The sequence below is a fragment of the Nocardia sp. NPDC058480 genome, from assembly GCF_042720495.1.
Classification (GTDB): domain Bacteria; phylum Actinomycetota; class Actinomycetes; order Mycobacteriales; family Mycobacteriaceae; genus Nocardia.
Genome location: NZ_JBHXMN010000001.1, coordinates 963,138 through 988,466 on the forward strand (window position 1 = coordinate 963,138; position 25,329 = coordinate 988,466).

Below are 25,329 nucleotides of genomic sequence, written 5' to 3' on the forward strand. Positions count from 1 at the left end.
GATATGCGCGATATCGTCGATGACCTTCTGCGAGTGTGGCATTCGGGCCGTACGGGCGGCCTTGCCACCGTGGTCCGTACCATCGGCACCAATTCCCTGCCCATCGGCTCTTCGATGCTCGTCACCCCCAATGGTGGCGTCTTCGGATCCATCGCCTCCGGTCGATTGGAAGAGACCGTCTACGAGGCGGCATTGGAAGCGGGCCGCACCGGCGTTCGGCAACTGCGTCGCTACAGCATGCTCACCGGTATGGAATCGAGCGCCGACGACGGCACACTCGTCGATATCTTCGTAGAGCCGTTCTCCTGCCGCGATTTTCCCGAATTCCCCACCATCGCCGCCGATATCCAAGCCCATCGCCGGGTCACCGTGTTCACCGTGGTCTGGAATCAGGATCCCGATGTCATCGGCCAGCATCTGGTCACCGACCGCAAGCACGCGACCGAACTCGTCGCACTGCCCGAGTCGGATCTGTTCGTCGCCTCGTACTGCCCGCCGCCGCGCCTGATCATCTTCGGCGCCAACGCCTATGCGGCCACCCTCGTCGCGCAGGCGCGGATGATCGGCTACCGGGTGAGCATCTGCGACTCACGCCCCGAGTTCGCCGACCCGGCCTCGTTCCCCGGCGCCGAAGTGGTCGTCGACTGGCCGCACCGCTACCTCAACACCCTCTCGGCCGCGGGCGAGATCGACAACAGCACCGCCATCGTCGTGCTGGCCAACGAGCCGCGCTTCGAGATCCCGCTGCTCACCGTCGCCTTACGACTTCCCGAGCTCGGCTACCTAGCGGCCCTCGGCACCCCCGCCGACCAGGCCCGTCGCCTCGACGACCTGCGCGCGGGCGGCTTCGACGAGCCAACCCTGTCCCGCGTGCACGTGCCCGCGGGCCTGGAATCGGGCCCGCGCACCCCCGCCGAGACCGCCGTCTTCATCACCGCCGACTTCCTCGCCTCCCGCGCTGGTCTGCGCCTGGCCGCCCAGCGCGACTACGGTTCCGCCGCAGTGGGACTGGCGATCTAGGGGTCAGCCTCTCCGCCTGTCCGGCGGAGAGATATTCCGTGCGGCATTCACATCACGATCATGCGTGATTTTTTCTGGAACCCATTTTCTTTGCCGGACAATGCCTGTTGCAATCGCCGCAATAGTGGTTCTGCTCGCCGAAAAATTTCGGTGAGGCGATGGACTGTCCGTAACTCTGCGTCCGAAATTGGGCGCGCTCCCTCGCACCACGCTTGTTCACAATGGGGCCATAGCAATAGCGCATGACAAATCACAGCGAGTTCACGAGGCGACCCCACGAAGGACGAGTAGCTGGTCGCAGCAGCACCTCCGAATCCGGAGCTGTATTGCGCGGCAGATATCCGTGCTCGAGGTCACCGACAAAAGTGAACCGGTAACGATTCGGTCGGGCGAAAGGACATAGAGTGTCAGACAGGATCTGACAGCCCTGCAGGCGTTGAGCGCATATGCTCTCGGCGACCGGGGGAAGCACTGCGATGACGTGCCCGACAGGGCCCGTGGACTGGAACCGACTGTTCGATGAAGCTCTCTGCACTACGTACCGTGGCCGCGCTGCGCACCACCGCCGTGGCTCTGACCGCCGCATTGTCGGTGGCCGTTGTCGCCGGTGGCGCCGCCACCGCCGCACCCGAGAAGCCCTCAGCCGTGTCGTCCATCGTCAAAGATGGACGCGTGTGGCACCTGAAGGTGTATTCGGCGGCGATGAAGAAGGACATCACGATCGACGTGCAGCGTCCCGTCGACGAGTCCAAGCCGGCCCCCAACTTCTACATGCTCAACGGCCTCGACGGCGGTGAGGGCACCGCTAGCTGGGCCGCGCAGACCCAGGCGCTCAGCTTCCTGGCCGACAAGCAGGTCAATGTGATCCAGCCGATCGGTGGCCGCGGCAGCTACTACACCGACTGGAAGCAAGAAGACCCGAAGCTCGGCCTGAACAAGTGGCGCACCTTCTTCACCCAGGAGCTGCCGCCGCTGCTCGACGGCGCCCTCAACTCGACCGGCCTCAACTCGCTGGCCGGTCTGTCCACCTCCGGCACCTCGGTGCTGCAGCTGGCCGAGGCCAACCCGGGTCTGTTCAAGTCCGTCGCCGCCTACAGTGGCTGCGCGCAGATCGCCGACCCGATGGGCAAGCAGGCCGTGAAGTTCTCCGTGGAGACCTGGGCCGGTGGCAAGACCGCGAACATGTACGGCCCGGACAACGATCCGGCGTGGGTCGAGAACGACCCGGTCATCAATGCCGAGAAGCTGCGCGGCACCAACCTCTACATCTCCAGCGGTAGCGGCATGCCGACCAACGCCGACGTCGCCTACTACCTCAACGGTTCGCCCGGCCCGATGGGCGTGATCAACCTCGGTCTCGGTATCGGCATCGAAGCGGCGACCAACGCTTGCACGCAGAACCTGAAGACCAAGCTGGACTCGCTCGGCATCCCGGCGACCTACCAGTTCACCCCGATGGGCACCCACTACTGGCCGTACTGGGAGCAGGCGCTGCACGAGTCGTGGCCGCTGCTCGCGCAGGGCATGGGTATCTGATTTCCCACTGAAAACGGGAGGCATCCGAATCCGGATGCCTCCCGTTTTTGCGTTGTGGGCGAGCTACGTTGTCGGCGCGACCGCGGTGCGCACCGTGAGCCCGGAGCGGATGAAATAGGCGATCTCCTCGCAGATCTCGTCGACCGAGATCGCGTCACCGGGAACGGTGGCGTGCACCATCTCCTGGGCGAGCGAATTCACCGCGCCGATTACCGCGAGGCCGAACAGGTGCAGGCTGCGCGATTCCGCTTCGCCGCGCTCGGCGGCACGTTGCGCTTCCCGGGTGAGCAGTGCCGAAATCGACCGCCGCTGCGCGCGCCGCCATTCCTCCACCACCGGACTCACCCCGACGACCTCGACATAGAACACCCGCGCTGCCCGGCGATCACGGCAGGTCACCGCGAGAAACGCGCGGAAACTTTCCACCACGCGTACCACCAGCGGCTGTTCACTGGTGCTTTCCAAGGCCTCGTCGAGGCGGCGCAGCGCGGCCGCGTTCAACCGGTCGACGAGTGCGATCAACAATGCCTCGCGGCTACCGATGTCTTCGTAGAAACTGCGGGTCGACACATTCGCGGTCGAGCACAGTCGCTCGATCGAGGTCGACGAATATCCCTGGGTGCCGAATAGTTCCAGCGCCGCGTCGGTCAACCTGTTGCGGCGTAGCGCGACTCGCTGCTGGCGCGACAATCCACCGTAACTACGACCACTATCGGTTACATCCGCACGCCGAACCACGGATGCATGCTAGCGCGCGATCGCCCGGCAGCCAGGCGATTCGCCATTGTCGCGGTGAATTGCGCTGACACACGGGAATTGTCGAAGCGCGACGATCAATTCTGTTCGGTAGTTGGTTCACCCTCGTCGAGCGGTTCGGCCAACGGCCAGCCACCGGCCGCCAGATGCGAAGCCACGCGCGAGACATCGTCGGGCGCGGGCTGCTCCTTCGCGAAATCGGCGATGGCCGCTTCGATTTCGGCCTCGCTGATCGACTCCCGATTCGGATTCGCCTTCACCAGCTTCTCGCCGATCACCACCACCTCGTAGTCGGTGAGGTGACGGTGCAGCACCGCGAACAACGCGACGTAGTCCGACTGCGGAATGCCCTGCGGATACCCGGCCCGCAACCAGCCGAGCACCCGCGAGAGCAGGTTGCCGCGGACCGACGGGCTCGGCGGGGTGGGGTTCGGATCGGTCATGGCGTCCTCACTCATGATTGGCCGAACAGATGGATGCCGAACTGGTGGGCGATGAATGCCTTGGCGGTGAACAGGATTCCGGAGATCACCACGACGACGATGAGGAGCAGGCAGATCAGCGCACCCGCCAGCGCCGGATAGTTGCGCTGTACCCGGCCCTCGGCGTCGACGGTCTCGGCATTGGCCCACCACCGCACGGCGAAGGCGAAGACCGCGGGTACGCCCGCGCCGAAGATCAGCGCGGCGAGCACCACTTCCCACAGTGAACTCAGATTGGTGATCACGGTATTCATGATCGCTCCCCTCTACCCGGCGTGGTTCTGGTCGATCGGCGACGGTGCCGAGGTGGGTGGCTGATGGCCCTCGGGCCATTCGTTCACATTGTGGGTGCCCACCGGGTCCCGGCGCGACCGGAGGTAGATCCCGAGCGATCCCGCGATCAGCAGCCCGAAGACCACGAGGACGCCGGCGAGACCGCCGATGAGGTGCGCGATCGCCCAGCAGATCGCGCCGACGATGCCTGCCATCGGCAGGGTCAGCAGCCAGGCCACGGCCATCCGGCCCATCACCCGCCAGCGCACCTCGGCGCCCTTGCCGATGCCGGTACCGAGGATCGCGCCGGTCGCGGTCTGCGTGGTCGACAGCGGCAGGCCGAAGTGGGCCGAGGTGAGGATGATCGCCGCCGAGGTCGACTCCGCCGCCAGACCCTGCGGCGACTCGATCTCGACCAGACCCTTGCCGAGGGTCCTGATGATCCGCCAGCCGCCGAGATAGGTACCGAGGGCGATCGCGACCGCGCAGGCCGACATCACCCACAGCGGCATGTGGTCGTCTTTGTCCAGCGAGCCGTAGGCGACCAGCGCGAGGAAGATGACGCCCATCGTCTTCTGCGCGTCGTTGGTGCCGTGCGCCAGCGAAACCAGCGAGGCCGAGCCGATCTGCCCCCAGCGGAAACCCTCGTCGGTCTTGCCCCGGTCGACGCCGTGGGTGATCCGATACACCAGGAACGTGCCGATGGCCGCCACCACGGCCGCGATCGCCGGCGCGAGCAGCGCGGGCAACACGATCTTGATCAGCACGCCGTCCGAACCCGATGCCCAGATGACCCCGTTCCAGCCGAGCGCGGCGATCGTCGAGCCGATCAAGCCGCCGAACAGCGCGTGCGAGGAACTCGACGGCAAGCCGAGCAGCCAGGTGAACAGGTTCCACAGGATGCCGCCGACCAGGCCGGCGAAGACGATGACCAGCAGGTCATGTCCGCTCACTTCGTTCAACTGCACGATGCCCTTGGCCACCGTCGCCGCCACCGACACCGACAGAAACGCACCGATCAGATTCAGCACACCGGACAGGGCGACCGCCGTCTTCGGCTTGAGCGCACCAGTGGCGATCGAGGTCGCCATGGCGTTGGCCGTGTCGTGGAATCCGTTGGTGAAGTCGAATGCGAGAGCTGTGACGATGACGATCAACAGGACCATTAGTTCGGCGCTCACCCGAACAGTGTGTCGTATGCCGGCGCCGGATTGCCAAACTGTTGCGGGTAAGTCGCGCGAACACGGGTTGACCTCAGCCGATCGCGCGCACCGCATCGATCGTCTCGGCCTGCGCGGGCTCCTTGTCCGGCCGATAGCGGACTACTCTGGCGAAGCGCAGCGCCACCCCGCCCGGATATCGGGTACTGGTCTGGACGCCGTCGAGCGCGATCTCGACGACGAGTTCGGGGCGCAGGTACACCGTCTGCCCGTCTCGGTGGGTTTCATGCCGCGGGAATTCCTCGGTCTGCCAGCGCAGCAGTTCGTCGGTGAGACCCTTGAAGGTCTTGCCGACCATCACCGGCTCGCCGGTCTCCGGATCACGGGCGGCCAGGTGCAGATTGGACAGGAAACCGGTGCGGCGGCCGTAGCCCCATTCGGCGCCGATCACCAGTAGATCGAGGGTGTGCGCGGGTTTGATCTTCTGCCAGGCCTTGCCGCGTCGGCCCGCGGCGTACGTGGCATCGAGCGCCTTGACCATCACGCCCTCGTTGCCGACGGCCAGTGCGTCGTCATAGCAGTCGGCGGCGGCCTCGGGGCTCGGCGCGATGAGCGCGGGGATGCTGTGTTCGCCCGCGACCTGCTCGAGCGCGACGCGGCGGACACGCAGTGGTTCGTCGATGAGGTCGACGCCGTCGAGGTGCAGGCAGTCGAAGAAATAGGGGTGCAACTGGCGTGGATCGCCGATGGTGGCGAACCTGCTCATCGTTTCCTGGAACGGGCGTGGGCGGCCCGCGTCGGTGAGGGCGAGAGTTTCGCCGTCGAGGACCACGGTGGTGCAGTCGAGGGTTTTGACCAGGTCGACGAGTTCGGGGACGCCGGTGGTGATGTCGCGCAGGGTTCTGGTGAAGACCCAGACCTGGTCGCCGTCGCGGTGCACCTGGATGCGGGCGCCGTCGAGCTTGTGTTCGACGCTGACGTCGGAGCCCAGCTCGGCGAGGGCCTGGTCCAGTGAGCCGCCGGGCGAGGCCAGCATCGGCGCTACGGGGCGGCCTACCTCGAGCCGGAAGGCCGACAGTGCTTGTTCGCCCCCGGCGAGCGCGGCGATCGCGGTGGTGGGGAGTTGGCCCGAGAGCATGTGGGCTCGGCGCACCACGTCGACGGGGATACCGGTGGATTGTGCGAGTGCCTCGACAACGATCGCGGTGAGCGCGCCCTGCCGCAGTTCGCCGGTGAGCAGGCGGATCAGGAAGGACTGCTCTTCCTCTGTTGCCGCGGTGAAGAGCGCGGTGAGCAATTCGCGACGCCGGTTGGCCGAGCCTTTTCCGGTGAGCCCGGTGAGCTGGGAGAAGGTTTCGTCCACCTCGCCGACGGTCAGGCTCGCGTCGCCACTCGGTGGCGTATCGAGCCCGGTCACCGTGCGCCAACCGGCCCCGATCCGCCCCTGCACCAGCTCACCGGACAGCCACGCCACCACAGTGCCGATCTCGGCTGGCCCGGCGGCACCGAAAAGCTCGGCCAGCGCGGCGATTTTCGCCTTGCGCGACCTGGTCGCTCGCACAGCCGCGGAAGCCGTGACGACATCGCTGAACAGCACCTCACGACAGTATCGCGAGGGTGTGACACAGAGCTCGAGCCCGTTGTTAAGAATCCTTTGGCAAGCCTGCGAAATCGCCCTTAAACTGGACATATGGCCAAGACCTATGTCGGAGCGCGGCTGCGCCAGCTGCGCACCGAGCGTGGGCTGAGCCAGGTCGCGCTCGCGCAGAAGTTGGAGATCTCGGCCAGCTACCTCAACCAGATCGAACACGACGTGCGACCGCTCACCGTGCCGGTGCTGACACGCATCAACGAGGTCTTCGGCGTCGACCCCACCTTCTTCTCCGCCCAGGACGACACCCGCCTGATCGCCGAGCTGTCCGAAGTCGTGATGGACGCCGAGCTCGGCATCGAGGCCGACACCCAGCAGATCGCCGACATGGTCTCCGCGCATCCGTCGATGGCACGCGCCCTGGTGGCCATGCACAACCGCTACCGCAACACCAGCGCGCAGCTGGCCGCCGCCACCGAGGACCGGTTCTCCGACGGTTCCGGCAGCGCCGCGATCAGCAAGCCGCACGAGGAAGTGCGCGACTACTTCTATCAGCGCCAGAACTACATCCACGAATTGGACACCGCCGCGGAAGATCTCACCGCACGCATCCGATTCCACGGTGGCGAGGTGAGCACCGAGATCGTGCGCCTGCTGCGCGCGCACGGCGTGCGGATCAGCGAGCGCATCGACCTCGGCGAGGGCGTGCTGCACCACTTCGACCCCGAGACCAAACAGCTCGAGATCTCCCCGCACCTGTCCGGCGGCCAGCGCACTTTCAAGCTCGCCGCCGAGCTCTCCTACCTCGAGTGCGGCCCACTACTCGAAAAACTGGTCGAGGAAGGCAATTTCGCCTCCGACGCCTCGCACAAACTCGCGATGCTCGGCCTGGCGAACTATTTCGCGGCCGCGATGGTCTTGCCTTACACACACTTTCACGAAGTAGCCGAGAACTTCCGCTACGACATCGAGCGCCTGTCGGCCTTCTTCTCGCAGAGTTTCGAAACCATCTGTCACCGCCTGTCCACCCTGCAACGACCGACCCTGCGCGGCGTCCCCTTCTCCTTCGTCCGCGTCGACCGGGCGGGCAATATGTCGAAACGCCAGTCCGCCACCGGTTTCCACTTCTCGGCCAGCGGCGGCACCTGCCCGCTGTGGAACGTCTACGAGACCTTCGCCTACCCCGGCAAGATCATGACCCAGATCGCCCAGATGCCCGACGGCCGCAAATACCTCTGGATCGCCCGCACCGTCGAACGCCGCGCCACCCGCTATGGCCAACCCGGCAAGACCTTCGCCATCGGCCTCGGCTGCGAACTACGCCACGCCGGCCACGTCGTCTACGCCGACGGCATCGACCTCGGCGAAGCCGTGGCCACCCCCATCGGCGCGGGCTGCCGAGTCTGCGTCCGCGCCAACTGCCCCCAGCGCGCCTTCCCCCCACTGGGCAAGGCCCTCGACATCAGCGAACACCGCAGTTCGGTCTCGCCCTACCTCATCAAATAGCTTCTCAGAAGGCTTCCTCCGGGACGGCCATGATGTCGTTGTCGATGGTGGCGAGGATGTTCTTGGTGGCGGTGAGTTCAGGCAGGACGTTCTTGGCGAAGAAGCTCGCCGCGGCGACTTTGCCCTGGTAGAAGGGGCGGTCCTGCGGGGCGGCCTCCGCGGCCAGTGCGGCGGCGGCGATGTCGGCCTGGACCAGTAGGCGCCAGGCGATGAGGAGGTCGCCGACCGACATCAGGAAGCGGACCGAGCCGAGGCCGACCTTGTAGAGCTCAGCGGGGTCGGTCTGGCCCGCCATGGCGTAACCGGTGAGGGTGGCGGCCATGGCGCCGACGTCGGCTTGGGCGGTGCGCAGCAGCGCGCGCTCGGCGGCGAAGCGGCCGGTGTCGTTGTCCAGGTAGACGCTGATCTGGGTGTTCACGTGAGCCAAGGCGACGCCGCGATCGCGAATGATCTTGCGGAAGAAGAAGTCCTGGGCCTGGATCGCGGTGGTGCCCTCGTAGAGGGAGTCGATCTTGGCGTCGCGGATGTACTGCTCGATCGGATAGTCCTGCAGATAGCCGGAGCCACCGAAGATCTGCAGCGACTCGGTGAGCAACTGGTACGCGCGCTCGGATCCGACGCCCTTGACGATCGGCAGCAGCAGATCGTCCACGCGGTGCGCGGTCTCCGGATCGGCACCGGATACCAGCTGCGCCACATCCTCGTTCTGATGTGCGGCGGTATACAGATACACCGCGCGCAGCCCCTCCGCGTAGGCCTTCTGCATGGCCAGCGACCGGCGTACATCGGGGTGATGGGTAATGGTGACGCGCGGCGCCGCCTTGTCGGCGATCTGCGTCAGATCCGCGCCCTGTACCCGCGTCTTGGCGTACTCCAGCGCGTTCAGATACCCGGTCGACAATGTCCCCGACGACTTCACACCCACCGTCATCCGCGCGTTCTCGATCACCTTGAACATCTGGGCGATGCCGTTGTGCACATCGCCGACCAGCCAGCCCTTGGCGGGCACCGCGGTGCCGCCGAAGGTCATCTCGCAGGTCGGCGATGACTTGATCCCCATCTTGTGCTCGACACCCGTCACATAGACACCATTGCGGTCGCCCAGTTCCAGCGTCTCGGGATCGAAGAGGAACTTCGGCACATAGAACAGCGACAGCCCCTTGGTGCCGGGACCGGCGCCTTCCGGCCGCGCGAGCACCAGGTGGACGATGTTCTCCGCCAGATCACCCACGTCACCGCCGGAAATGAACCGTTTCACGCCCTCGATGTGCCACGACCCGTCGGGCTGCGGCACGGCCTTGGTGCGGCCGGCGCCGACATCGGATCCGGCATCGGGCTCGGTGAGCACCATGGTGGCCTGCCACCCGCGCTCGAACCCGCCGCGTGCCCAGCGTTTCTGCTCGTCGTTGCCGACCCCGTAGAGCACCGAGCCCATCAGCGGGCCCATATTGAAGAAGCTGGCCGCCGGATTGGCACAGATGATGAGCTCGTTGATCGCCCACATCAGCGCGTTCGGGGCGGCGGTGCCGTCCATGCCCGCCGGCATGCCGAGGCGGTACCAGCCCGCCTCGCGCACCATGTCCACCGTCTTGCGCAGCGGTTCGGGCACGGTGATCTCGTAGGTATCGGGATGGAAGACCACCGGGTGCCGGTCGGCCTCGGCGAACGAGTCCGCGATCGGCCCCTCGGCCAGGTGTCTCACCTCGTCGAGGAGCTGGCGCACCGTATCGGAGTCCAGGTCGCCGTAGGCGCCGGTATCCAGGAGCTTGGCGAGGTTCAGCACCTCGAACAGATTGAACTCGATGTCACGCACGTTCGCCTTGTAGTGCCCCACTGGGCCCTCCTCGACTGACCGCACACGGCCCGATTGCCGTGTGGCTCGGCTGCTCGACGTCGTACAAATCGAAGCGTGCCGCATCGCCACATCCCTACGCAACCGTAGGCAAGCCGATCCTTCGGCAGACCGCCGGCGAAGAATTCACATGGATGAAACAGACGAAACGGACACGTGACCGGGAGACATTCGGGTGCAACACGTTCCATCTACTGTCTCGAATCACGAATACAGCAGCTGTATACAACTCGGTGTACATCCAGTCGCCGGGAGCAGCGGCGGTGTTCGTTGTGGCGCGTATGGCGCCACCGTTACACCTGATGAGGAGAACCGCCCATGTCTGAATCCCGTTTGGTCAAGGCACTTGTCGTGCCTGCCGCGGTGGCCGTCGCCGGCCTGCTGCTCACCGGCTGTGGTGCTCGCGACGACGCGTCGACCGGCTCGACCGCCGCCTCCTGCGTCGACACCAGCAAGGACACCATCAAGGTGGGCTCGCTGCACTCGCTGTCGGGCACCATGGCCATTTCCGAAGTCACCGTGGCCAATTCGACCAAGCTGGCGATCGACCAGATCAACGCGGCGGGCGGTGTGCTCGGCAAGAAGATCGAGATCGTCCTCGAAGACGGCGCCTCCGACCCCAAGACCTTCGCCGAGAAGGCGGAGAAGCTGATCAGCTCCGACTGTGTCGCTTCGGTATTCGGCGGCTGGACCTCGTCGAGCCGTAAGGCCATGAAGCCCAAGTTCGAGAACCTGAACTCGCTGCTCTACTACCCCGTGCAGTACGAGGGTCTGGAAGATTCCAAGAACATCTTCTACACCGGCGCCACCACCAACCAGCAGATCATCCCCGCGCTGGACTACCTGAAGCAGAAGGGCATCACGTCCCTCTACCTGGTCGGCTCCGACTACGTCTTCCCGCAGACCGCCAACCGCGAGATCAAGGCCTACGCCGCGGCCAACGGCATCGAGATCAAGGGCGAGGACTACACCCCGCTCGGCTCCACCGACTTCTCCACCATCATCAACAAGGTGCGGGCCGCCAAGGCGGGCGCGGTGTTCAACACCCTCAACGGTGACTCCAACGTCGCCTTCTTCCGCGAGTACACCAACGCGGGCCTGAAAGCCGCTGAGATGCCGGTGGTTTCGGTGTCGATCGCCGAGGAAGAGGTCGCCGGTATCGGTGCGCAGAACATCGCGGGCCAGCTGACCGCCTGGAACTACTACCAGACCGTCGACTCCCCGGCGAACAAGAAGTTCGTCGCCGACTACAAGGCCGCCTTCGGCGCCGACAAGCCCACCTCGGACCCGATGGAAGCCGCCTACGCCTCGGTGTACCTGTGGAAGAACACCGTCGAGAAGGCGAAGTCGTTCGCGGTGGCCGACATCCAGGCCGCGGCCGACGGCGTGAGCTTCGACGCCCCGGAGGGCACCGTCACCATCGACGGCTCCAACCACCACATCACCAAGACCGCCCGGATCGGTGAGATCCGCCCCGACGGACTCATCTACACCGTCTGGGATTCCGGCAAGGCCATCACCCCGGACCCGTACCTGAAGTCCTACGAGTGGGCCAAGGGCCTGAAGTAACCAGCCCGATAGATGTGGGACGCGCGGCTCGTGCGTCCCACATCGCCCCATTTTCAAGGAGTCCACTGCAATGGACGTGCTGATCAGTCAGCTCTTCACCGGGTTGAGTCTGGGATCCATTCTTCTGCTCGCCGCGCTCGGCCTGTCACTGACCTTCGGTCAGATGGGCGTCATCAATATGGCGCACGGCGAATTCATCATGGCCGGTTGCTACACCACTTATGTTGTGCAACAAATCTTCTCGTCGGCCGGAGTTTCGCTGGTCGTGTCCCTGCTGATGGGCTTCCTCATCGGCGGCCTGCTCGGCGCCGCCCTGGAAATGGGGCTGATCCGCTACATGTACGACCGGCCACTGGACACGCTGCTTGTCACCTTCGGTGTCGGGCTCGTGCTGCAGCAGGCCGCGCGTGACATCTTCGGCGCACCCGCCAAGAACGTGCTGGTGCCCGAATGGCTCAGTGGCGGAATCACTATCGCGGGCGCGGTCGTGCCGAAGACCCGCATCTTCATCCTCGTGCTGGCGATCGTCGCGGTGACCACCCTGGCCGCCGTGCTCAAGACCACGCCGATGGGCCGACGGATTCGCGCCGTCGTGCAGAACCGCGGGCTTGCCGAAACCAGCGGCATCTCCAGCAGATTCACCGATATCAGCACGTTCTTCATCGGCTCCGGGCTCGCCGGCGTGGCCGGTGTGGCGCTCACCCTGATCGGTTCGACGAGCCCCACCATCGGTCAGAGCTATCTGATCGACGCGTTCCTGGTGGTCGTGATCGGTGGCCTCGGCCAGATCAAGGGCACGGTGATCGCGGCGTTCGCGCTCGGCCTGCTCAACTCGTTCATCGAATACTCCACCACCGCGTCCATCGCGAAGGTGATCGTGTTCGTGCTGATCGTCATCTTCCTGCAGGTCCGCCCGCAGGGCCTGTTCACCGTGCGGACGAGGAGCCTGGCATGAGAGATCGGCTTACACCCCTTGCCGGGTTCGCCATTGCGGCCATCCTGCTGTTCGCCGTCGCACCAGCGGTGCTGAGCGACTTCCGCCTCAACCTGCTCGCCAAGTTCCTCTGCTTCGCCATTGTGGCGGCCGGTATCGGATTGGCTTGGGGCCGTGGCGGAATGCTCACCCTGGGTCAGGGCGTGTTCTTCGGCATCGGCGCCTACATCATGGCCATGCACCTGCAACTCGCCGACGCCGCCCGCCTCGGCAACGACGTCCCCGAGTTCATGGAGATCTCGGGCATCAGCGAACTTCCCGGCTTCTGGCAGCCGTTCAGTTCCGCGCCGGTCGCCATTCTCGGCATCCTGGTGCTGCCCGCGCTGGTCGCCGCCGTGCTCGGTTACGGCGTGTTCAAGCGCCGGGTGCGCGGCGCCTACTTCGCCATCCTGAGCCAGGCGCTGGCCGCGGCGCTGGCGATCCTGCTCACCGGTCAGCAGGCCATCGGTGGCTTCACCGGTCTGTCGGACTTCCGCTCCTTCTTCGGATTCCGGCTCTCGGACCCCGTCAACCGGCAGATGCTGTTCTTCATCGCCGCGGGCACGCTGCTCGTGGTGGTGGCGCTGATCCGTCAGCTCAATCGCAGCCGCTACGGCGAACTGCTGGTCGCGGTGCGTGACGCGGAGGAGCGCGTGCGCTTCCTCGGCTACGACCCGGCCAATATCAAGATCGTCGCCTATGTGGTGGCGGCCTTCCTGGCCGGTATCGCCGGTGCGCTGTTCACCCCGATCGTCGGCATCATCTCCCCCGCCGATATCGGCGTCATCCCGTCGATCGCCTTCCTGATCGGCGTCGCCATCGGTGGCCGCACCACGCTGCTCGGACCGATCCTCGGTGCGATCGGGGTGGCCTGGGCGCAGACCTCGCTGTCGGAGTCGTTCCCGTCGGGTTGGACCTACATGCAGGGCGTGCTGTTCATCGTGGTCGTCGGGTTCATCCCCGCCGGTCTGGCCGGGCTGTGGCCGATGCTCAAGGGCTGGCTCGACAGTCGCAAGAAGCTGCCACCCGCACCGGAAGAACCCGCCGCCGTCGTCACCGAGGAGAAGGTGCAAGCGCGATGACACACGAACCCAAAGCGGGCGGCAACGCCGGCATGGACAGCGACTACCTCGAAATCCGTGGTCTCTCGGTCAGTTTCGATGGTTTCAAGGCGGTCACCGATGTCGATCTCACGGTGCTGCAGGGTGACCTGCGGTTTCTGATCGGCCCGAACGGCGCGGGCAAGACCACACTGATCGACGCCATCACCGGCCTCGTCCCGGCTACCGGTTCGGCGCAGAAGTCGGGCACCGAACTACTCGGCAAGAAGGTGCACCAGATCGCGCGCCTCGGCATCGGGCGGACCTTCCAGACCGCCAGTGTGTTCGAGCAGCTCACGGTGTTGCAGAACCTGGATATCGCCGCGGGCGCCGGTCGTTCGGCATGGTCGCTGCTGCGCACCCGCAAGTCGGTGCTGCCGAGCATCGAAGAGGCTTTGGAGACAACGGGTCTCACCGCGCTGCGCGACAAGCCCGCCGGGGTACTCGCGCACGGGCAGAAGCAGTGGCTCGAGATCGGCATGCTGCTCGTGCAGAACGCGTCGGTGCTGCTGCTCGACGAGCCCGTGGCAGGCATGAGTGCCGAGGAGCGCGAGGAGACCGGAAACCTGTTGCGCCGCATCGGTGGTGACCGGGTGGTGATCGTCGTCGAGCACGACATGGACTTCATGCGGTCCTTCGCCAGCTCGGTCACCGTGCTCGCGGGCGGCAAGGTGCTCAGCGAGGGCAGCGTCGAACAGGTGCAGGCCGACCCGAAGGTGCAGGAGGTCTACCTCGGCACCGCGAATCTGACTGCGACAGACAAGGAGTCGGCCGATGCTTGAACTTCACGACATCCGTTCCGGGTACGGGCGCACGGAGGTCATCCACGGCGTCAGCATGACCGTGCCCGACGACAGCGTCGTCGCCATCATGGGCCACAACGGCGCGGGCAAGACCACGCTGCTGCGCGCCGCTGTCGGTCTGCTGCCAACCAAGTCGGGGACCATCACCTTCGACGGCGAGAAGATCACCAAACTCTCACCCTCGCAACGGGTCAAACGCGGTATCGGCTACGTGCCGCAGGGTCAGCAGAGCTTCGGGCAGCTGACCACCGCCGAGAACCTGCAGGTGGTCGCGGACGGGCGTAAACGGGGCAAGGCGCTGATCGACGAATCCCTCGACCTGTTCCCCGCGCTGCGTGAGCTGCTCACCCGCAAGGCGGGCCTGCTCTCGGGCGGGCAACGTCAGCAGCTGGCCATCGCGCGGGCACTGATCACCGAGCCGAAGCTGCTCATCCTCGACGAACCGACCGAGGGCATCCAGCCGTCGGTAGTCGCCGAAATCGAGCGCACCATCATCGAATTGACGCAACGCGGCGGTTTGAGCGTGCTGCTGGTGGAGCAGCACATCGGCTTCGCACTGCAGGCGGCACAGCAGTACTACGTGCTGCACTCAGGGCATCTCGGCTCGGCCGGGGCAGGCGGGGCAGGTGCGGAATCCGCGGTCCGCGCGGCGATGGCGATCTGATCGCAGCGACGCGGATGGCCGGGCGGGGATCGGGCGAGGACGCACGTCCCGCCGCAGGTAGGCGGCGGGTACCGCTGGCCGCGCGCGTCTACGACGAACTCCGCCACGACCTCGCCACCGGGGAACTGGCACCGACCGAACGGCTGCGCGCCGAACGACTGGCTCAGCGCTACGGCGTCTCGCGCACCCCGGTGCGCGAGGCGCTGGCCCGGCTCCAGGCCGACGGGCTCGTGCAGCGCCATCCCGACGGGCTCTACCTGTACCGGCCACGCCTGAACGAACTCGACGAGCTCTACGAATTGCGAATCGTGCTGGAATCCCGTGGTTTTCAGCGCATCGCCGCCGGTGGTTCCGTACAGGTACACATCCCGACCGAGCACGACCTACCCACCGTGCGCGGCGAGCTGGCCCGCTGGCTCGAATACCGCGACACCCCACCGGAACCCGGACCTGAGCTGGTCGCCGCCGATGAGCGGTTCCACACCGAACTACTCAGGGCGGCAGGTAATTCCGCCCTCGCCGAGGCATTGGCAGCCGTCTACCTGCGAGTTCGCCCGGTGCGCACCATGGATGTGCCCACCGCCGAACGGGTCGCGGCCATGACGGCCGATCACATCACGATCGCCGAACAGGTGCTGGCCGGCGACGACGAACAGGCACTGCACACCCTCACCGTCCACATCGAATCCTCCCGCGCCCACGTTCGGGTGCGGGCCGAACAGGCGATCGCCTTCACCAAACTCGGTCGCGCCGTGCGGGATTGATCAACAGTCCTGCTGGAACGGCCAGCACTCTGTCTTGCGCGGAGTCGCCGAGGTCGGCGCACGGGTCGTCGAGGTCTGCGAAGTGTCCGACATCGGGCGCGGATCGGGCGAGTCCTGCCACAGCGCCGCGCCGACCACCACGAAGACGACGAGGATGCCGAGCAGTGCGGCGGCGAACAGCGCGATGCCGACGAACTTTCCCCGGCGCGACGGATCGGCGGGCGGGACGGGCTCGCTGAACTTGCGCACCTGCGGCACCACCGGCGTCGGCGCGGGCTTATTACTCGCGAAACCCTCCTCGGCCAGCTCGGCGCGCGAGGGCACCTGCGCGACCCCGAGCGTCGCGCAGGTGTTGAGCACCCGATCGATCGTCCATTCGCGCGGCCCCGCCGAGAACCCTTCGAGGTATACCCGCAGTTCATGCGCGTCAACGCTGTTGGCGACCAGCACATCGAGACCCGGCCGCAGCGCAGTACGCGCGGGCCGGACGACCACCCCGCGATACGGCACGAGCACCACCGCGCCGGACACGTGTCTGCTGTCCTGCAACGCCTGTTCCTGCGCGACCCGCACCGCGTGCACCCCGTGCTCGACCCGATCGGTGAGACCGTTCGACGGCTCGGCGTCTAAATCCAGCGGACTGTCGCTGATCATCCACGCACCGTCGGCGGTGGTGGTGAGCAGCCCGCTCTGCCGCCGCCGGAAGCCCTTCACCTCGAGCACCGTGATGCCGCGCGGCGTCACGATCACCGCGCCCAGGCGCCGGTCACCCACCCGGCAATCGACCAGCGCGAGCCCCGTACTCGGATAGGCGCGCAGGCAATCCACGAGCTCGCGCTCGGCGCCGGTGAGCTCGGCACCCGGTCTGATCCGAACCAGCATGTGCGATGTTCCCCTACTGCTGCGACCTCACACCGCCGCTGCGCGCTGCGGTACTCACCGATCATGACGCGCAACTGTTCTGAAAACCACTGGAAACCAAAGAAAACCGGCACGAATACAGGACTGGCCCCCCGAGTGGATACTGGCGAGTACGCTCCGATCCTGGCCGACGATGTTCGAGAAGACAGGTGGACCAGAGATGGATTCAGCGCCCCGACCACGCGTTTCGCCGGGACGGTTCGGCGAACTCGGCCCGATCAACTGGGCTGTCTGGCAAGTACTTTCCCGCGCGTCGGGCACCGATGACGCACATCTTTTCAGCACCCTCGGCCGCACGGGCGGGCTCTTTCGCGGCTGGCTGCATTTCTCCGGCAAGCTGATGCCGGGTGGCAAGTTGCCGCGCGCCGAGGCCGAACTGGTGATCCTGCGCGTCGCGCAGCTGCGTGCGTGCGACTACGAGGCCGATCATCATCGCCGGTTGGGGCGCAAGGCAGGACTGTCGGCCGTCGAGATCGAGCGGGTTGCCGCAGGTCCCGAGGCCGAGGGCTGGACACCTCGGCAGCGGGCCTTGCTGAATGTCGTCGATCAGCTGGTGACCACCCGGAATGTGGACGACGCGGCGTGGGCCGACCTGGCCGAGCACTACGACGAGCGGGTACTGATCGAGATCGTGCTGCTGATCAACCAGTACGAAGGTCTGGCGTCGACCATCACGACCCTGCGGATCGAGCGCGACAAGTTCTGATGGTGTGACCCAGGTCATATGGCGAGGGGTCGCGGGATCTCCCACAGTAAAGGCGTACAACGTACGGAGTTCATCGTCACCGAGGAGAACCCATGCAGATCACCGCTTCAGCCATCTCGCTCAACGTCACCGACCCGCAGGCCTCGGCCCAGTTCCTGATCGACCACCTCGGCTTCGCCGAGAAGATGGCCGCCGACGGCTTCGTCGCGCTGACACGGGCCGACGCGGGCATGGATGTGATCTACCTGCGCACCGGCCTCGGCTCGTTCAAACCCGCCCGCATCGCGGGCAGCGCGGGTGACGGTCTGCTGATCGTCTTCGTCGTCGACGAGATCGACCGTGAATACGACCGGCTGCGCGCCGAGGGCGTCCCGATCGAGACGCCGATCGAAACCGAGGAGTGGGGCGAGCGCTACTTCCAGATGACCGACCCCAACGGGGTCGTCATCCAGCTCGTGCAGTGGGTGTGATCAGCGGCGCGCGACCCGCAACGCCGCCACGATCATCGGGATCTGCAACGGCAATCGCGCCAGCACCCCGGCCTTGAAAGCCTTGGGCGCCTTCGGATTACCGACCACATCCACGGTCATCTGGATATTGGCCGGGAAGACACCGATGAACAGGGCCGCGGCCAGCCAGCCGCCGAGCTTGCGGGTGCGCGGCACCGCCAGCGCCGTCGCCACGCCCAGCTCGGCAACCCCGGACGCATACGTGTAGGTCCGCGGATTGCCGGGCAGCTGCGGCGGCACGATCTTGTCGAACGGCTTCGGCGCTACGAAGTGCAAGGTGCCCATCAGGAACAGCAGCCCACTCAACCAGGAGTGCGCACGTCGACGGGGAGTTTGATCAGCCACAGTCCCGACGGTAGCAGGACCGCCCCCCTGGGGCTTCTGGCCAGGATCCAGGGCGATCGTGGGCGGCGGGCGGCGGGCGGCAGGAAGTCTGCCCGTGCCCGGTGATTACCCGTGGAGGTTTCGTCATCAGGACGGAGACAGTCGTCGTTCGGGCGAAAGCCGGGCAATCGCCGCACACTGCGCCGGCCCGTGTAATCGGGCCGACGCGGTACCCGGATTACTGGCGGGCGAAGACGGTGGCCGCCGAGGTTGCCGGGCGGCCGAGGAGTTTGGTCAGGTCGCCGGTGTTCACCTCGAGCAAGCCCTCGCCGATGCGGGCGTCGGCGTCGGCGAGGACGGCGGCGTACTGATCCTCGAGGCCCGCGGCGCGTAGGGCTGCCGCGTAGTCGTCTTGGGTGTGGTTTTCGTAGTGGACCGTGACACCCTTCGCCTCGGCGACCGCGGCCGCCAGATCCGTGCCGGTCAGCGCCTCGTCACCGCCCAGTTCGTAGACGCGTCCCTCGTGACCCTCGCCGGTGAGCACGCGCGCGGCGGCCTCGGCGTAGTCGGCCCGCGCCGCGCCGGAGACGCGGCCCGTGGCCATCGCGCCGTGCAGGACGCCCGACTGTGCCGCGTTCGCGACGGCGCCGCCGTAGTTCTCCCAGTACCAGCTGTTGCGCAGCAGCACCGTCGGTACCGAGGCGGTCGCCAGCACCTCTTCTGTGCCCCGATGGTCGGCGGCGAGCAGCATCGAATTGCTCTCGGCGCGGGGAATGCTGGTGTAGGCCAGCAGTTCGACACCGGCGCGCTCGGCGGCACGAATGACATTGGTGTGCTGGGCAATTCGAGACCCGAATTCATTGCCCGAGATCAGCAGCACCCGGTTCACACCCACCAGTGCGGCATCAAGGGCGGCCGGATCGTCGTAGGACGCCTGCCGCACGTCGGCACCTCGCGCGGCGAGATCGGCCACCTTGCCCGGATCGCGCACGATCGCGACCGGCCGCTCCCCTGCGGCGAGTAGAGCCTCCACGACCAACCGGCCGAGCTGTCCGCCTGCTGCTGTCACTGCCACGGTCATTGTTACCTCCAGTGCTACAAGTACTAACTATTAGTAAGCACTATGCCTTCAGTGGGCACTTGCGTCAAGTGGGTATGATGGACGCATGCCCGAGACGGACCACGACCCCACGCTGGAAGCCGACGTCTTCGCGCGCAATTGCACCTCCCGCCCGGTCCTGCAGAACATCGCCGGGCGGTGGGGAGTGCTGGCCATGGTCGCGCTGCGCGACGGCCCGGTCCGCTTCAGCGCCCTGCGCCGCCGGGTCGACGGCGTGAGCGAGCGCATGCTCTCGCAAACCCTGCAGGCGCTGGAACGCGACGGCATGGTCCATCGCGAGGTGCTCGAAGCGATCCCACCCCGCGTCGAATACACCCTCACCGCGCTGGGCACGGAGGTCGCCGACCATCTGCGGTCACTGATCGTCGTCCTGGAATCGAATATGGACACCGTCCGCGCGGCACAGGACAGCTACCACCGCGCCGGGACCATCGGCCAGGACTAGCTCAACGCGCGAGCAGCTCGGAGACCGTGACGAATCGGTAGCCCTGCGCACGCAATGTGTCGACGATCTCGGGCACCGCGGTAATGGACTCGGCCCCGTGCATGACGTGGAGCAAGATGATCGAGCCCGGCCGGGTCTCGGCGAGGGTGTCGGCGACGATGGCTCCGCGCGACGCGCCACCTGCGGAATCGGGCTCGACATCCCAGGTCACCGTGGTGCGATCGTGGTCGGCGAGATAGTGCGGCAGCGTCCACAGCTTCTTGCCGTAGGGCGGGCGGAAACTGATCGGTCCGGGATAGCCGGCGCGGCGGATCTCGCTGTCGGTCCGTTCGATCTCCTCGCGCACGGTGTCACCGGAGACCAGCACCATGCGCCGGTGTGAATACGAATGATTCCCGATCTCGTGGCCCGCTCCCACGATCGCCGCGCTGTCCCGCCACTCCGCGTATTCAAGCCAGACCAAGGTGCGTGGCGGTTAGCGCGGCGGGCGGCGGATAGTCACCGGGCAGGGTTAGCCCGTACCCGGTGAGTTACCCATGTTCGTGCGTTCTTCGGTTGTTCTAGACGATCACCTGGGTGATGTCGCCTGGGTTCAGGTAGTCGAAGAAGCGGTGGGCGCCGTCTTCGGTCATCCGCACACAGCCGTGCGATTTCGAATCGACCGGTCCCACGTGGAATGCCATGTCGCCGTTGAAGAAGGTGGCCCAGCGCATCGGCGCATTGTGCATCGTGCTCCAGTGGAATTCCCGCTTGAAGGAAACCCTGGTCACCGCGGGCGGGGTTTCGAATCCGGCCATGCCGTGCGAGATCGGCGTTGGTCCGAAGATCACCCGGCCATTGTCGACCAGCCACGCCTCGTTCGTCGACAGCCGCATGCACACCCTGGCTTCGACAACCGGGCACGGTGATGCGGTGGGAACAATGGAGGTAATACCGGGAATATCCGGCCCACCGGGGAAAAGAGGTTCGGCTACGGCCGGTGTCACCATGCCGAGTCCGGCCACAGCGGCCGCGGCGACCGCCGCGAAACGTGCTGTCCAACCGAGAATGCTCATCGAGTTTCGTACCCTCTCTGTCCGCCTCGCCGCGCCTTCTGCCGGTCGTTAGGTACGACGACAGCGCGGTGCCGGGCTGGGCGGTCACTATGGAGTCAGCTTGTGGGCGTGCCCGGCGAGTTACCCATGTACGCACAAGATCAGGTGTTGCGACTAACAAGCGAACGAAAGAGCTACAGAGATCATCGGTTACGGGCTTCGATTCACCAAATCAACGCCCAGAAAAAGACCAAATAGAAACAAAAGGGCCGGGCACGCGATTCGCGCACCCGGCCCTGTCGACTGAAATGTCAGAAGTTGATCATGTGCCCCGCGAGGCCGTGGATCGCTTCCTGCACCGCTTCGCTCAGCGTCGGGTGCGTGTGCACATTGCGGGCCACCTCGTTCACCGTGAGGTCCCACTTCTGCGCCAGCGTCAGTTCCGGCAGCAGCTCGGACACATCGGGGCCGATCAGGTGCCCGCCGAGGAGTTCGCCGTGCGCGCCGTCGGCGATCAGCTTCACGAAACCGGTCGGGTCGCCGAGGCCGTGCGCCTTGCCGTTGGCCTGGAACGGGAAGGTGGCGACCTGCACGTCGTAGCCCTCGTCGCGGGCCTGCTGCTCGGTGAGACCGAAGCTGGCGACCTGCGGCTGGCAGAAGGTGGCGCGCGGCATCATCCGGTAGTCGCCGAGGGTCATCGTCTCGGCGCCGCCGATGGTCTCGGCCGCGACCACGCCCTGCGCCTCCGCCACGTGGGCGAGCTGCAGCTTGGCGGTGACATCACCGATCGCGTAGATGTGGGCCACGTTGGTGCGCATGTAGTCGTCGATCTCGATGGCGCCACGGTCGGTGAGGGCGACACCGGTGGTCTCCAGGCCGTAGCCCTGCACCCGCGGCGCGAAGCCGACAGCCTGCAGCACCTTGTCGACCGTGACGGTCTCGATCGCGCCGGACTTGTTGTCCTTGATCTGGACGGTGACCTTGGAGCCGTCGTCGTCGATCGACTGCACGGCCGCACCGGTGGTGATGGTGACGCCGAGCTTCTTGTACTGCTTGGTGATCTCTTTGGAGACGTCGGCGTCCTCGTTGGGCAGCGCGCGGTCGAGGAACTCCACGATCCGCACGTCGACGCCGTAGCTCTTGAGAACGTAGGCGAACTCCATGCCGATCGCGCCCGCGCCGACGATCAGGATCGAGCCGGGTAGGTCACGGGTGAGGATCTGCTCCTCGTAGGTGACCACGTTGTCGGAGAGCTGGGTGCCCGGCAGCAGCTTGGTGGTGGTGCCGGTGGCGATGATGACGTTGTCGAACGTGACCGTCTCGCTGCCACCCTTGGTGAGGGCGACATCGATCGAGTTCGGGCCGGTGAAGGTACCGAGGCCGTCGAACTCGTCGATCTTGTTCTTCTTCATCAGGAAGTGCACGCCCTTGACCCGACCGTCGGCCACCTTGCGGCTGCGATCGAAGGCGGCACCGAAGTCGAAGCTGACCTCACCGGAGATGCCGAAGGTCTTGGCTTCCTTCTGAAAGATATGGGCCAGCTCGGCGTTGCGCAGCAGTGCCTTGGACGGGATGCAGCCCACGTTCAGGCACACGCCACCCCAGTATTTCTGCTCGACAATCGCTGTTCGCAGGCCGAGTTGAGCGGCACGGATCGCGGCGACATATCCGCCGGGACCAGCGCCGAGAACGACGACATCGTAGTGGGAAGTCACGGCACCGAGCCTAACTCTGTTTCGAGGAGTTCACCCACCCGTCCCCCACATAGGTGAGATGAGCCCTCGACCGGCGGTGCGCGCCCCGACCGCTCTTGCCGCGGCATCGCCGCACGACCGGATCGAGCAGTACTGTCGAGACCGTGAGCGGCGGGGCAGTGAGCAGCCGAACAGCCCAGAGCGTGCTGACCGACGGCGCGTCCGCCGATGGCCAGGGGATCGGCAGTCGGCTCGACGGCACGGTGTCGACACACCTGGTGCGGCTGCTGGTTCAGGCCGCCCGGCAAGCGGGCGCGGCCGAGGATCAGCTGACCCGCATCCCCGGCACCGACGAGGTGGTGTTGCGCGGTGAGCTGAACCGGATTCCGATGAGTTCGTTGCTGCGGCTGTGGGAGTTGATCGCGCATGCGCGCCCGGCGGGAGCGGGTGCCGCGGTGGCCGCCGCGGCACCGCTCGGCGCGCTGAATACCTGGGACTACCTGGTGACCGGCGGTGCGACACTGACGGATTCGCTGCGTGCCGCGCAGCCGTACCACCGCCTGGTGACCGCGGCGACCGAAGGTTTCGACCTGTCCGGCGAGGGCGATCTCACCATCGGCTACCGCACTTCGGCGGGCGATCCCGCGGTGGCGTCGGTGGTCAACGAGTACGTGATGGCCTACTACCTGCGCCGGGCCCGCGAAGCGACCGGCCGCCCGATCATTCCGACCAGGGTGAGTTTCGGCCACAGCGCACCAACCGACCGCGCCGACCTGGTCGCCGTATTCGGCACGGACAGCATCGAATTCGACGCCGCTACCGACTCGATCACCTTCCATGCCGACGATGCCAACGCCCCGCTCCCCCGCGCCGATCCGATGCTCGCCGAGCTGATGCGCAGCCACGCCGGCCTGGTTCTGTCTTCCTCGCGCACCATCGCGGGCCCCCTCGATGCTTTTCGCCTCGCCCTCGCCGACGCCATCGACGCCGTCGACCCCACCCTGGCCCGAGTCGCGAAAACCCTGGCGATGAGCCAGCGCACCCTGCAACGTCACCTCGCCGAACACGGCACCACCTGGCGCGACGAACTCGACCTGCTCCGCTACGAACGCGCGAAAACCCTGCTGGACCAGGGACTCACCAGAAGCGTGATCGCCCGGCGCCTCGCTTTCACCGACGACCGCGCCTTACGAAAGGCCCTCCACCGCTGGACTGGGTCGACACCCGCCGACCACCCAACCCCCTGAGCACGGCGGGATCGTCGCCCGGCCGGGACGTCAGCGCGGTGGTGTCAGGTGCGCCGACAGGAGGGGTGCGTATCTCGGTTATGCCGCCGCGGCATCGAAGTTCCAGACGTGGCGTGAACGGACCGGGTGCTGGCGCGCGAGGACCTCGAAAGGCCCGATCGGGCCGCATAACGTTGTCATCACCGGAGCAAAACACCGGCTGACCTCGAAAGAAGGCTCGATCATGTCGAACACGGCCACCCGCGCACTGCCCACCTTCACCCGCGAGATCCACCTCGCCGCCCGCCCGAACGGCGCACCGGTCGGCACCGATTTCGCCTTGGTTGAGCGAGACCTGCCGGAGCTCGCCGAGGGCCAGATCCTGGTCCGCAATACCTGGATGTCGGTCGATCCGTACATGCGCGGCCGGATGGACGACAAGGCGTCCTACATCGCACCGTTCGAACTCGGTGCGGCCCTGGATGGTTCGGCGGTCGGCGAGGTGATCGCCTCCCGCTCAGCCGATATCGCGGTCGGGGCGACGGTCTCGCACTTCGCGGGCTGGCGCGAACATGCCGTCGTCGATGCCGCCACCGCAACCCCGATCGATCCGGAACTCGCCGCGCCGCAACACTTCCTGAGCGTGCTCGGTACCACCGGCCTCACCGCCTATGCCGCACTCACCGACGTCGCCCAGGTGAAGCCCGGCGACACCGTGTTCATCTCGGCTGCCGCGGGCGCGGTCGGCAGCGTGGCGGGGCAGATCGCCAAGGCGCTCGGCGCGAAGCGGGTGATCGGCTCGGCCGGTGGTCCGGTGAAGACCCGGAAGTTGCTCGAGGAATTCGGGTTCGACGCGGCGATCGACTACCGTGCCGGCGACCTCGGTGGTCAGCTCACGGCCGCCGCACCCGATGGCATCGATGTCTACCTCGACAGCGTCGGCGGCGAACACCTGAAAGTCGCCATCGAGTCACTCAACCAGCACGGTCGTGTCGCCCTGGTCGGCGCGATCAGCGGCTACAACGGCGCCACCGCCCAGCAGATCCCCGATCTCTACCTCGCCGCGACGAAGGAGATCACCCTGCGCGGCATGCTGGTGACCAGCTACTTCCCGATCTTCGGCGAATACATCGGCAAGGCCGCGGGCTGGCTCGCCGACGGCACCCTCCACACCACCGAAACCGTCTACGAAGGCCTCGACCAGGCCCCCGCCGCCTTCCTCGGCGTCCTCACCGGCGCCAACACCGGCAAAATGCTCGTCCACCTCGCCTGAACCGCCCCGCCGAAGGGCCCGCCGCACA

At 66.3% G+C, this 25,329-nt stretch carries 25 protein-coding genes and 1 pseudogene; 14 read left to right on the plus strand and 12 right to left on the minus strand.

Annotated elements, in window-relative coordinates; translation table 11 throughout:
- Window positions 1-3 precede the first annotated feature (3 nt).
- Both ACFWO8_RS04440 and ACFWO8_RS04445 read left to right on the plus strand, forming a co-directional pair.
- Window positions 4-1,020 (plus strand): XdhC family protein, encoded by a 1,017-nt coding sequence (locus tag ACFWO8_RS04440; RefSeq protein WP_378941736.1) that lies wholly within the window; start codon window positions 4-6, stop codon window positions 1,018-1,020.
- Between the two features lie 519 nt (window positions 1,021-1,539).
- Window positions 1,540-2,556, plus strand: coding sequence for an alpha/beta hydrolase (locus ACFWO8_RS04445; RefSeq protein WP_378941741.1), 1,017 nt, complete (start codon window positions 1,540-1,542; stop codon window positions 2,554-2,556).
- Between the two features lie 63 nt (window positions 2,557-2,619).
- On the opposite strand, the gene ACFWO8_RS04450 is transcribed toward ACFWO8_RS04445, so the two are convergent.
- From ACFWO8_RS04450 to ACFWO8_RS04470, 5 genes are all read right to left on the minus strand, one after another.
- Entirely contained in the window at window positions 2,620-3,294 is a 675-nt protein-coding gene (locus tag ACFWO8_RS04450; protein ID WP_378916408.1) for a TetR/AcrR family transcriptional regulator, read from the minus strand.
- Between the two features lie 95 nt (window positions 3,295-3,389).
- Window positions 3,390-3,755 (minus strand): DUF3349 domain-containing protein, encoded by a 366-nt coding sequence (locus ACFWO8_RS04455; protein WP_378941748.1) that lies wholly within the window; start codon window positions 3,753-3,755, stop codon window positions 3,390-3,392.
- A gap of 11 nt (window positions 3,756-3,766) precedes the next feature.
- On the minus strand, window positions 3,767-4,048 hold the full coding sequence (locus tag ACFWO8_RS04460; RefSeq protein ID WP_378941751.1) for a hypothetical protein: 282 nt from the start codon (window positions 4,046-4,048) through the stop codon (window positions 3,767-3,769).
- A gap of 12 nt (window positions 4,049-4,060) precedes the next feature.
- Window positions 4,061-5,248 carry an anion permease gene (locus ACFWO8_RS04465; RefSeq protein WP_378941760.1) on the minus strand — a complete coding sequence of 396 codons (1,188 nt, stop codon included), beginning with the start codon at window positions 5,246-5,248 and terminating at the stop codon, window positions 4,061-4,063.
- 73 nt (window positions 5,249-5,321) lie between these two features.
- Window positions 5,322-6,824, minus strand: a complete 1,503-nt coding sequence (locus ACFWO8_RS04470; RefSeq protein ID WP_378941768.1) for an ATP-dependent DNA ligase — start codon at window positions 6,822-6,824, stop codon at window positions 5,322-5,324.
- 93 nt (window positions 6,825-6,917) lie between these two features.
- Here ACFWO8_RS04470 and ramB point away from each other — a divergent pair, with 93 nt between their 5' ends.
- Entirely contained in the window at window positions 6,918-8,324 is a 1,407-nt protein-coding gene (gene ramB, locus ACFWO8_RS04475; protein WP_378941779.1) for an acetate metabolism transcriptional regulator RamB, read from the plus strand.
- Between the two features lie 4 nt (window positions 8,325-8,328).
- Here the strand turns inward: ramB and ACFWO8_RS04480 are convergent, their stop codons facing one another.
- Window positions 8,329-10,158 (minus strand): acyl-CoA dehydrogenase, encoded by a 1,830-nt coding sequence (locus tag ACFWO8_RS04480; RefSeq protein ID WP_378941786.1) that lies wholly within the window; start codon window positions 10,156-10,158, stop codon window positions 8,329-8,331.
- A 336-nt stretch (window positions 10,159-10,494) separates the two neighbouring features.
- Between ACFWO8_RS04480 and urtA the strand changes: the two genes are divergently transcribed.
- The 6 genes from urtA to ACFWO8_RS04510 all read left to right on the plus strand — a co-directional run bounded on the left by urtA (window position 10,495) and on the right by ACFWO8_RS04510 (window position 16,049).
- Entirely contained in the window at window positions 10,495-11,745 is a 1,251-nt protein-coding gene (gene urtA / locus ACFWO8_RS04485) for an urea ABC transporter substrate-binding protein (protein WP_378941793.1), read from the plus strand.
- Between the two features lie 70 nt (window positions 11,746-11,815).
- Window positions 11,816-12,700, plus strand: a complete 885-nt coding sequence (gene urtB, locus ACFWO8_RS04490; RefSeq protein WP_378941800.1) for an urea ABC transporter permease subunit UrtB — start codon at window positions 11,816-11,818, stop codon at window positions 12,698-12,700.
- Window positions 12,697-13,800: an urea ABC transporter permease subunit UrtC gene (urtC, locus tag ACFWO8_RS04495; RefSeq protein WP_378941819.1), complete on the plus strand. Its 1,104-nt coding sequence runs from the start codon at window positions 12,697-12,699 to the stop codon at window positions 13,798-13,800. Before urtB ends, urtC begins: the two co-directional genes overlap by 4 nt.
- The gene (gene urtD, locus ACFWO8_RS04500) at window positions 13,797-14,600 is read left to right on the plus strand and encodes an urea ABC transporter ATP-binding protein UrtD (RefSeq protein ID WP_378941826.1); all 804 of its coding nucleotides are present in this window, start codon (window positions 13,797-13,799) and stop codon (window positions 14,598-14,600) included. Before urtC ends, urtD begins: the two co-directional genes overlap by 4 nt.
- Window positions 14,593-15,285 carry an urea ABC transporter ATP-binding subunit UrtE gene (gene urtE / locus ACFWO8_RS04505; protein ID WP_378941831.1) on the plus strand — a complete coding sequence of 231 codons (693 nt, stop codon included), beginning with the start codon at window positions 14,593-14,595 and terminating at the stop codon, window positions 15,283-15,285. Before urtD ends, urtE begins: the two co-directional genes overlap by 8 nt.
- A 14-nt stretch (window positions 15,286-15,299) precedes the next feature.
- Window positions 15,300-16,049 carry a GntR family transcriptional regulator gene (locus ACFWO8_RS04510; protein WP_378941836.1) on the plus strand — a complete coding sequence of 250 codons (750 nt, stop codon included), beginning with the start codon at window positions 15,300-15,302 and terminating at the stop codon, window positions 16,047-16,049.
- Here the strand turns inward: ACFWO8_RS04510 and ACFWO8_RS04515 are convergent, their stop codons facing one another.
- A complete protein-coding gene (locus tag ACFWO8_RS04515; protein WP_378941839.1) occupies window positions 16,050-16,931 on the minus strand; it encodes an NERD domain-containing protein in 882 nt (293 codons plus the stop codon).
- Between the two features lie 199 nt (window positions 16,932-17,130).
- On the opposite strand from ACFWO8_RS04515, the gene ACFWO8_RS04520 reads away from it, so the two are divergent.
- On the plus strand, window positions 17,131-17,676 hold the full coding sequence (locus ACFWO8_RS04520) for a carboxymuconolactone decarboxylase family protein (protein ID WP_378941842.1): 546 nt from the start codon (window positions 17,131-17,133) through the stop codon (window positions 17,674-17,676).
- A gap of 92 nt (window positions 17,677-17,768) precedes the next feature.
- Complete coding sequence (locus ACFWO8_RS04525; RefSeq protein ID WP_378941850.1) at window positions 17,769-18,146, plus strand: VOC family protein; 378 nt, start codon at window positions 17,769-17,771, stop codon at window positions 18,144-18,146.
- On the opposite strand, the gene ACFWO8_RS04530 is transcribed toward ACFWO8_RS04525, so the two are convergent.
- Both ACFWO8_RS04530 and ACFWO8_RS04535 read right to left on the minus strand, forming a co-directional pair.
- Window positions 18,147-18,470: a hypothetical protein gene (locus ACFWO8_RS04530; protein ID WP_378943208.1), complete on the minus strand. Its 324-nt coding sequence runs from the start codon at window positions 18,468-18,470 to the stop codon at window positions 18,147-18,149. It abuts the gene before it with no gap.
- Between the two features lie 277 nt (window positions 18,471-18,747).
- The gene (locus tag ACFWO8_RS04535) at window positions 18,748-19,590 is read right to left on the minus strand and encodes an NmrA family NAD(P)-binding protein (RefSeq protein WP_378941855.1); all 843 of its coding nucleotides are present in this window, start codon (window positions 19,588-19,590) and stop codon (window positions 18,748-18,750) included.
- A gap of 85 nt (window positions 19,591-19,675) precedes the next feature.
- Between ACFWO8_RS04535 and ACFWO8_RS04540 the strand changes: the two genes are divergently transcribed.
- Window positions 19,676-20,074: a winged helix-turn-helix transcriptional regulator gene (locus ACFWO8_RS04540; RefSeq protein WP_378941862.1), complete on the plus strand. Its 399-nt coding sequence runs from the start codon at window positions 19,676-19,678 to the stop codon at window positions 20,072-20,074.
- Window position 20,075: 1 nt separating this feature from the next.
- Here the strand turns inward: ACFWO8_RS04540 and ACFWO8_RS04545 are convergent.
- From ACFWO8_RS04545 to lpdA, 3 genes and pseudogenes are all read right to left on the minus strand, one after another.
- Window positions 20,076-20,498: pseudogene (locus ACFWO8_RS04545) on the minus strand (polysaccharide deacetylase family protein); the annotation flags it as partial.
- A 136-nt stretch (window positions 20,499-20,634) separates the two neighbouring features.
- Window positions 20,635-21,129 (minus strand): L,D-transpeptidase, encoded by a 495-nt coding sequence (locus ACFWO8_RS04550; RefSeq protein ID WP_378941868.1) that lies wholly within the window; start codon window positions 21,127-21,129, stop codon window positions 20,635-20,637.
- A 290-nt stretch (window positions 21,130-21,419) separates the two neighbouring features.
- Window positions 21,420-22,823 carry a dihydrolipoyl dehydrogenase gene (gene lpdA / locus ACFWO8_RS04555; protein ID WP_378941873.1) on the minus strand — a complete coding sequence of 468 codons (1,404 nt, stop codon included), beginning with the start codon at window positions 22,821-22,823 and terminating at the stop codon, window positions 21,420-21,422.
- Window positions 22,824-22,966: 143 nt separating this feature from the next.
- On the opposite strand from lpdA, the gene ACFWO8_RS04560 reads away from it, so the two are divergent.
- Both ACFWO8_RS04560 and ACFWO8_RS04565 read left to right on the plus strand, forming a co-directional pair.
- Window positions 22,967-24,049, plus strand: a complete 1,083-nt coding sequence (locus tag ACFWO8_RS04560) for an AraC family transcriptional regulator ligand-binding domain-containing protein (RefSeq protein WP_378941879.1) — start codon at window positions 22,967-22,969, stop codon at window positions 24,047-24,049.
- Between the two features lie 223 nt (window positions 24,050-24,272).
- A complete protein-coding gene (locus ACFWO8_RS04565; RefSeq protein ID WP_378941886.1) occupies window positions 24,273-25,301 on the plus strand; it encodes an NADP-dependent oxidoreductase in 1,029 nt (342 codons plus the stop codon).
- Window positions 25,302-25,329 lie beyond the last annotated feature (28 nt).

Coding starts and splice junctions, on each gene's coding strand:
- ACFWO8_RS04540 (WP_378941862.1), top strand. CDS start 19,676: ATGCCCGAGACGGACCACGACCCCACGCTGGAAGCCGACGTCTTCGCG.
- ACFWO8_RS04510 (WP_378941836.1), top strand. CDS start 15,300: ATGGCCGGGCGGGGATCGGGCGAGGACGCACGTCCCGCCGCAGGTAGG.
- ACFWO8_RS04440 (WP_378941736.1), top strand. CDS start 4: ATGCGCGATATCGTCGATGACCTTCTGCGAGTGTGGCATTCGGGCCGT.
- ramB (WP_378941779.1), top strand. CDS start 6,918: ATGGCCAAGACCTATGTCGGAGCGCGGCTGCGCCAGCTGCGCACCGAG.
- urtD (WP_378941826.1), top strand. CDS start 13,797: ATGACACACGAACCCAAAGCGGGCGGCAACGCCGGCATGGACAGCGAC.
- ACFWO8_RS04550 (WP_378941868.1), bottom strand. CDS start 21,129: ATGAGCATTCTCGGTTGGACAGCACGTTTCGCGGCGGTCGCCGCGGCC.
- urtE (WP_378941831.1), top strand. CDS start 14,593: ATGCTTGAACTTCACGACATCCGTTCCGGGTACGGGCGCACGGAGGTC.
- urtA (WP_378941793.1), top strand. CDS start 10,495: ATGTCTGAATCCCGTTTGGTCAAGGCACTTGTCGTGCCTGCCGCGGTG.
- ACFWO8_RS04515 (WP_378941839.1), bottom strand. CDS start 16,931: ATGCTGGTTCGGATCAGACCGGGTGCCGAGCTCACCGGCGCCGAGCGC.
- ACFWO8_RS04535 (WP_378941855.1), bottom strand. CDS start 19,590: ATGACCGTGGCAGTGACAGCAGCAGGCGGACAGCTCGGCCGGTTGGTC.
- ACFWO8_RS04530 (WP_378943208.1), bottom strand. CDS start 18,470: ATGGGCACCTTGCACTTCGTAGCGCCGAAGCCGTTCGACAAGATCGTG.
- ACFWO8_RS04520 (WP_378941842.1), top strand. CDS start 17,131: ATGGATTCAGCGCCCCGACCACGCGTTTCGCCGGGACGGTTCGGCGAA.
- ACFWO8_RS04460 (WP_378941751.1), bottom strand. CDS start 4,048: ATGAATACCGTGATCACCAATCTGAGTTCACTGTGGGAAGTGGTGCTC.
- ACFWO8_RS04525 (WP_378941850.1), top strand. CDS start 17,769: ATGCAGATCACCGCTTCAGCCATCTCGCTCAACGTCACCGACCCGCAG.
- urtB (WP_378941800.1), top strand. CDS start 11,816: ATGGACGTGCTGATCAGTCAGCTCTTCACCGGGTTGAGTCTGGGATCC.
- ACFWO8_RS04565 (WP_378941886.1), top strand. CDS start 24,273: ATGTCGAACACGGCCACCCGCGCACTGCCCACCTTCACCCGCGAGATC.
- urtC (WP_378941819.1), top strand. CDS start 12,697: ATGAGAGATCGGCTTACACCCCTTGCCGGGTTCGCCATTGCGGCCATC.
- ACFWO8_RS04445 (WP_378941741.1), top strand. CDS start 1,540: ATGAAGCTCTCTGCACTACGTACCGTGGCCGCGCTGCGCACCACCGCC.
- ACFWO8_RS04455 (WP_378941748.1), bottom strand. CDS start 3,755: ATGACCGATCCGAACCCCACCCCGCCGAGCCCGTCGGTCCGCGGCAAC.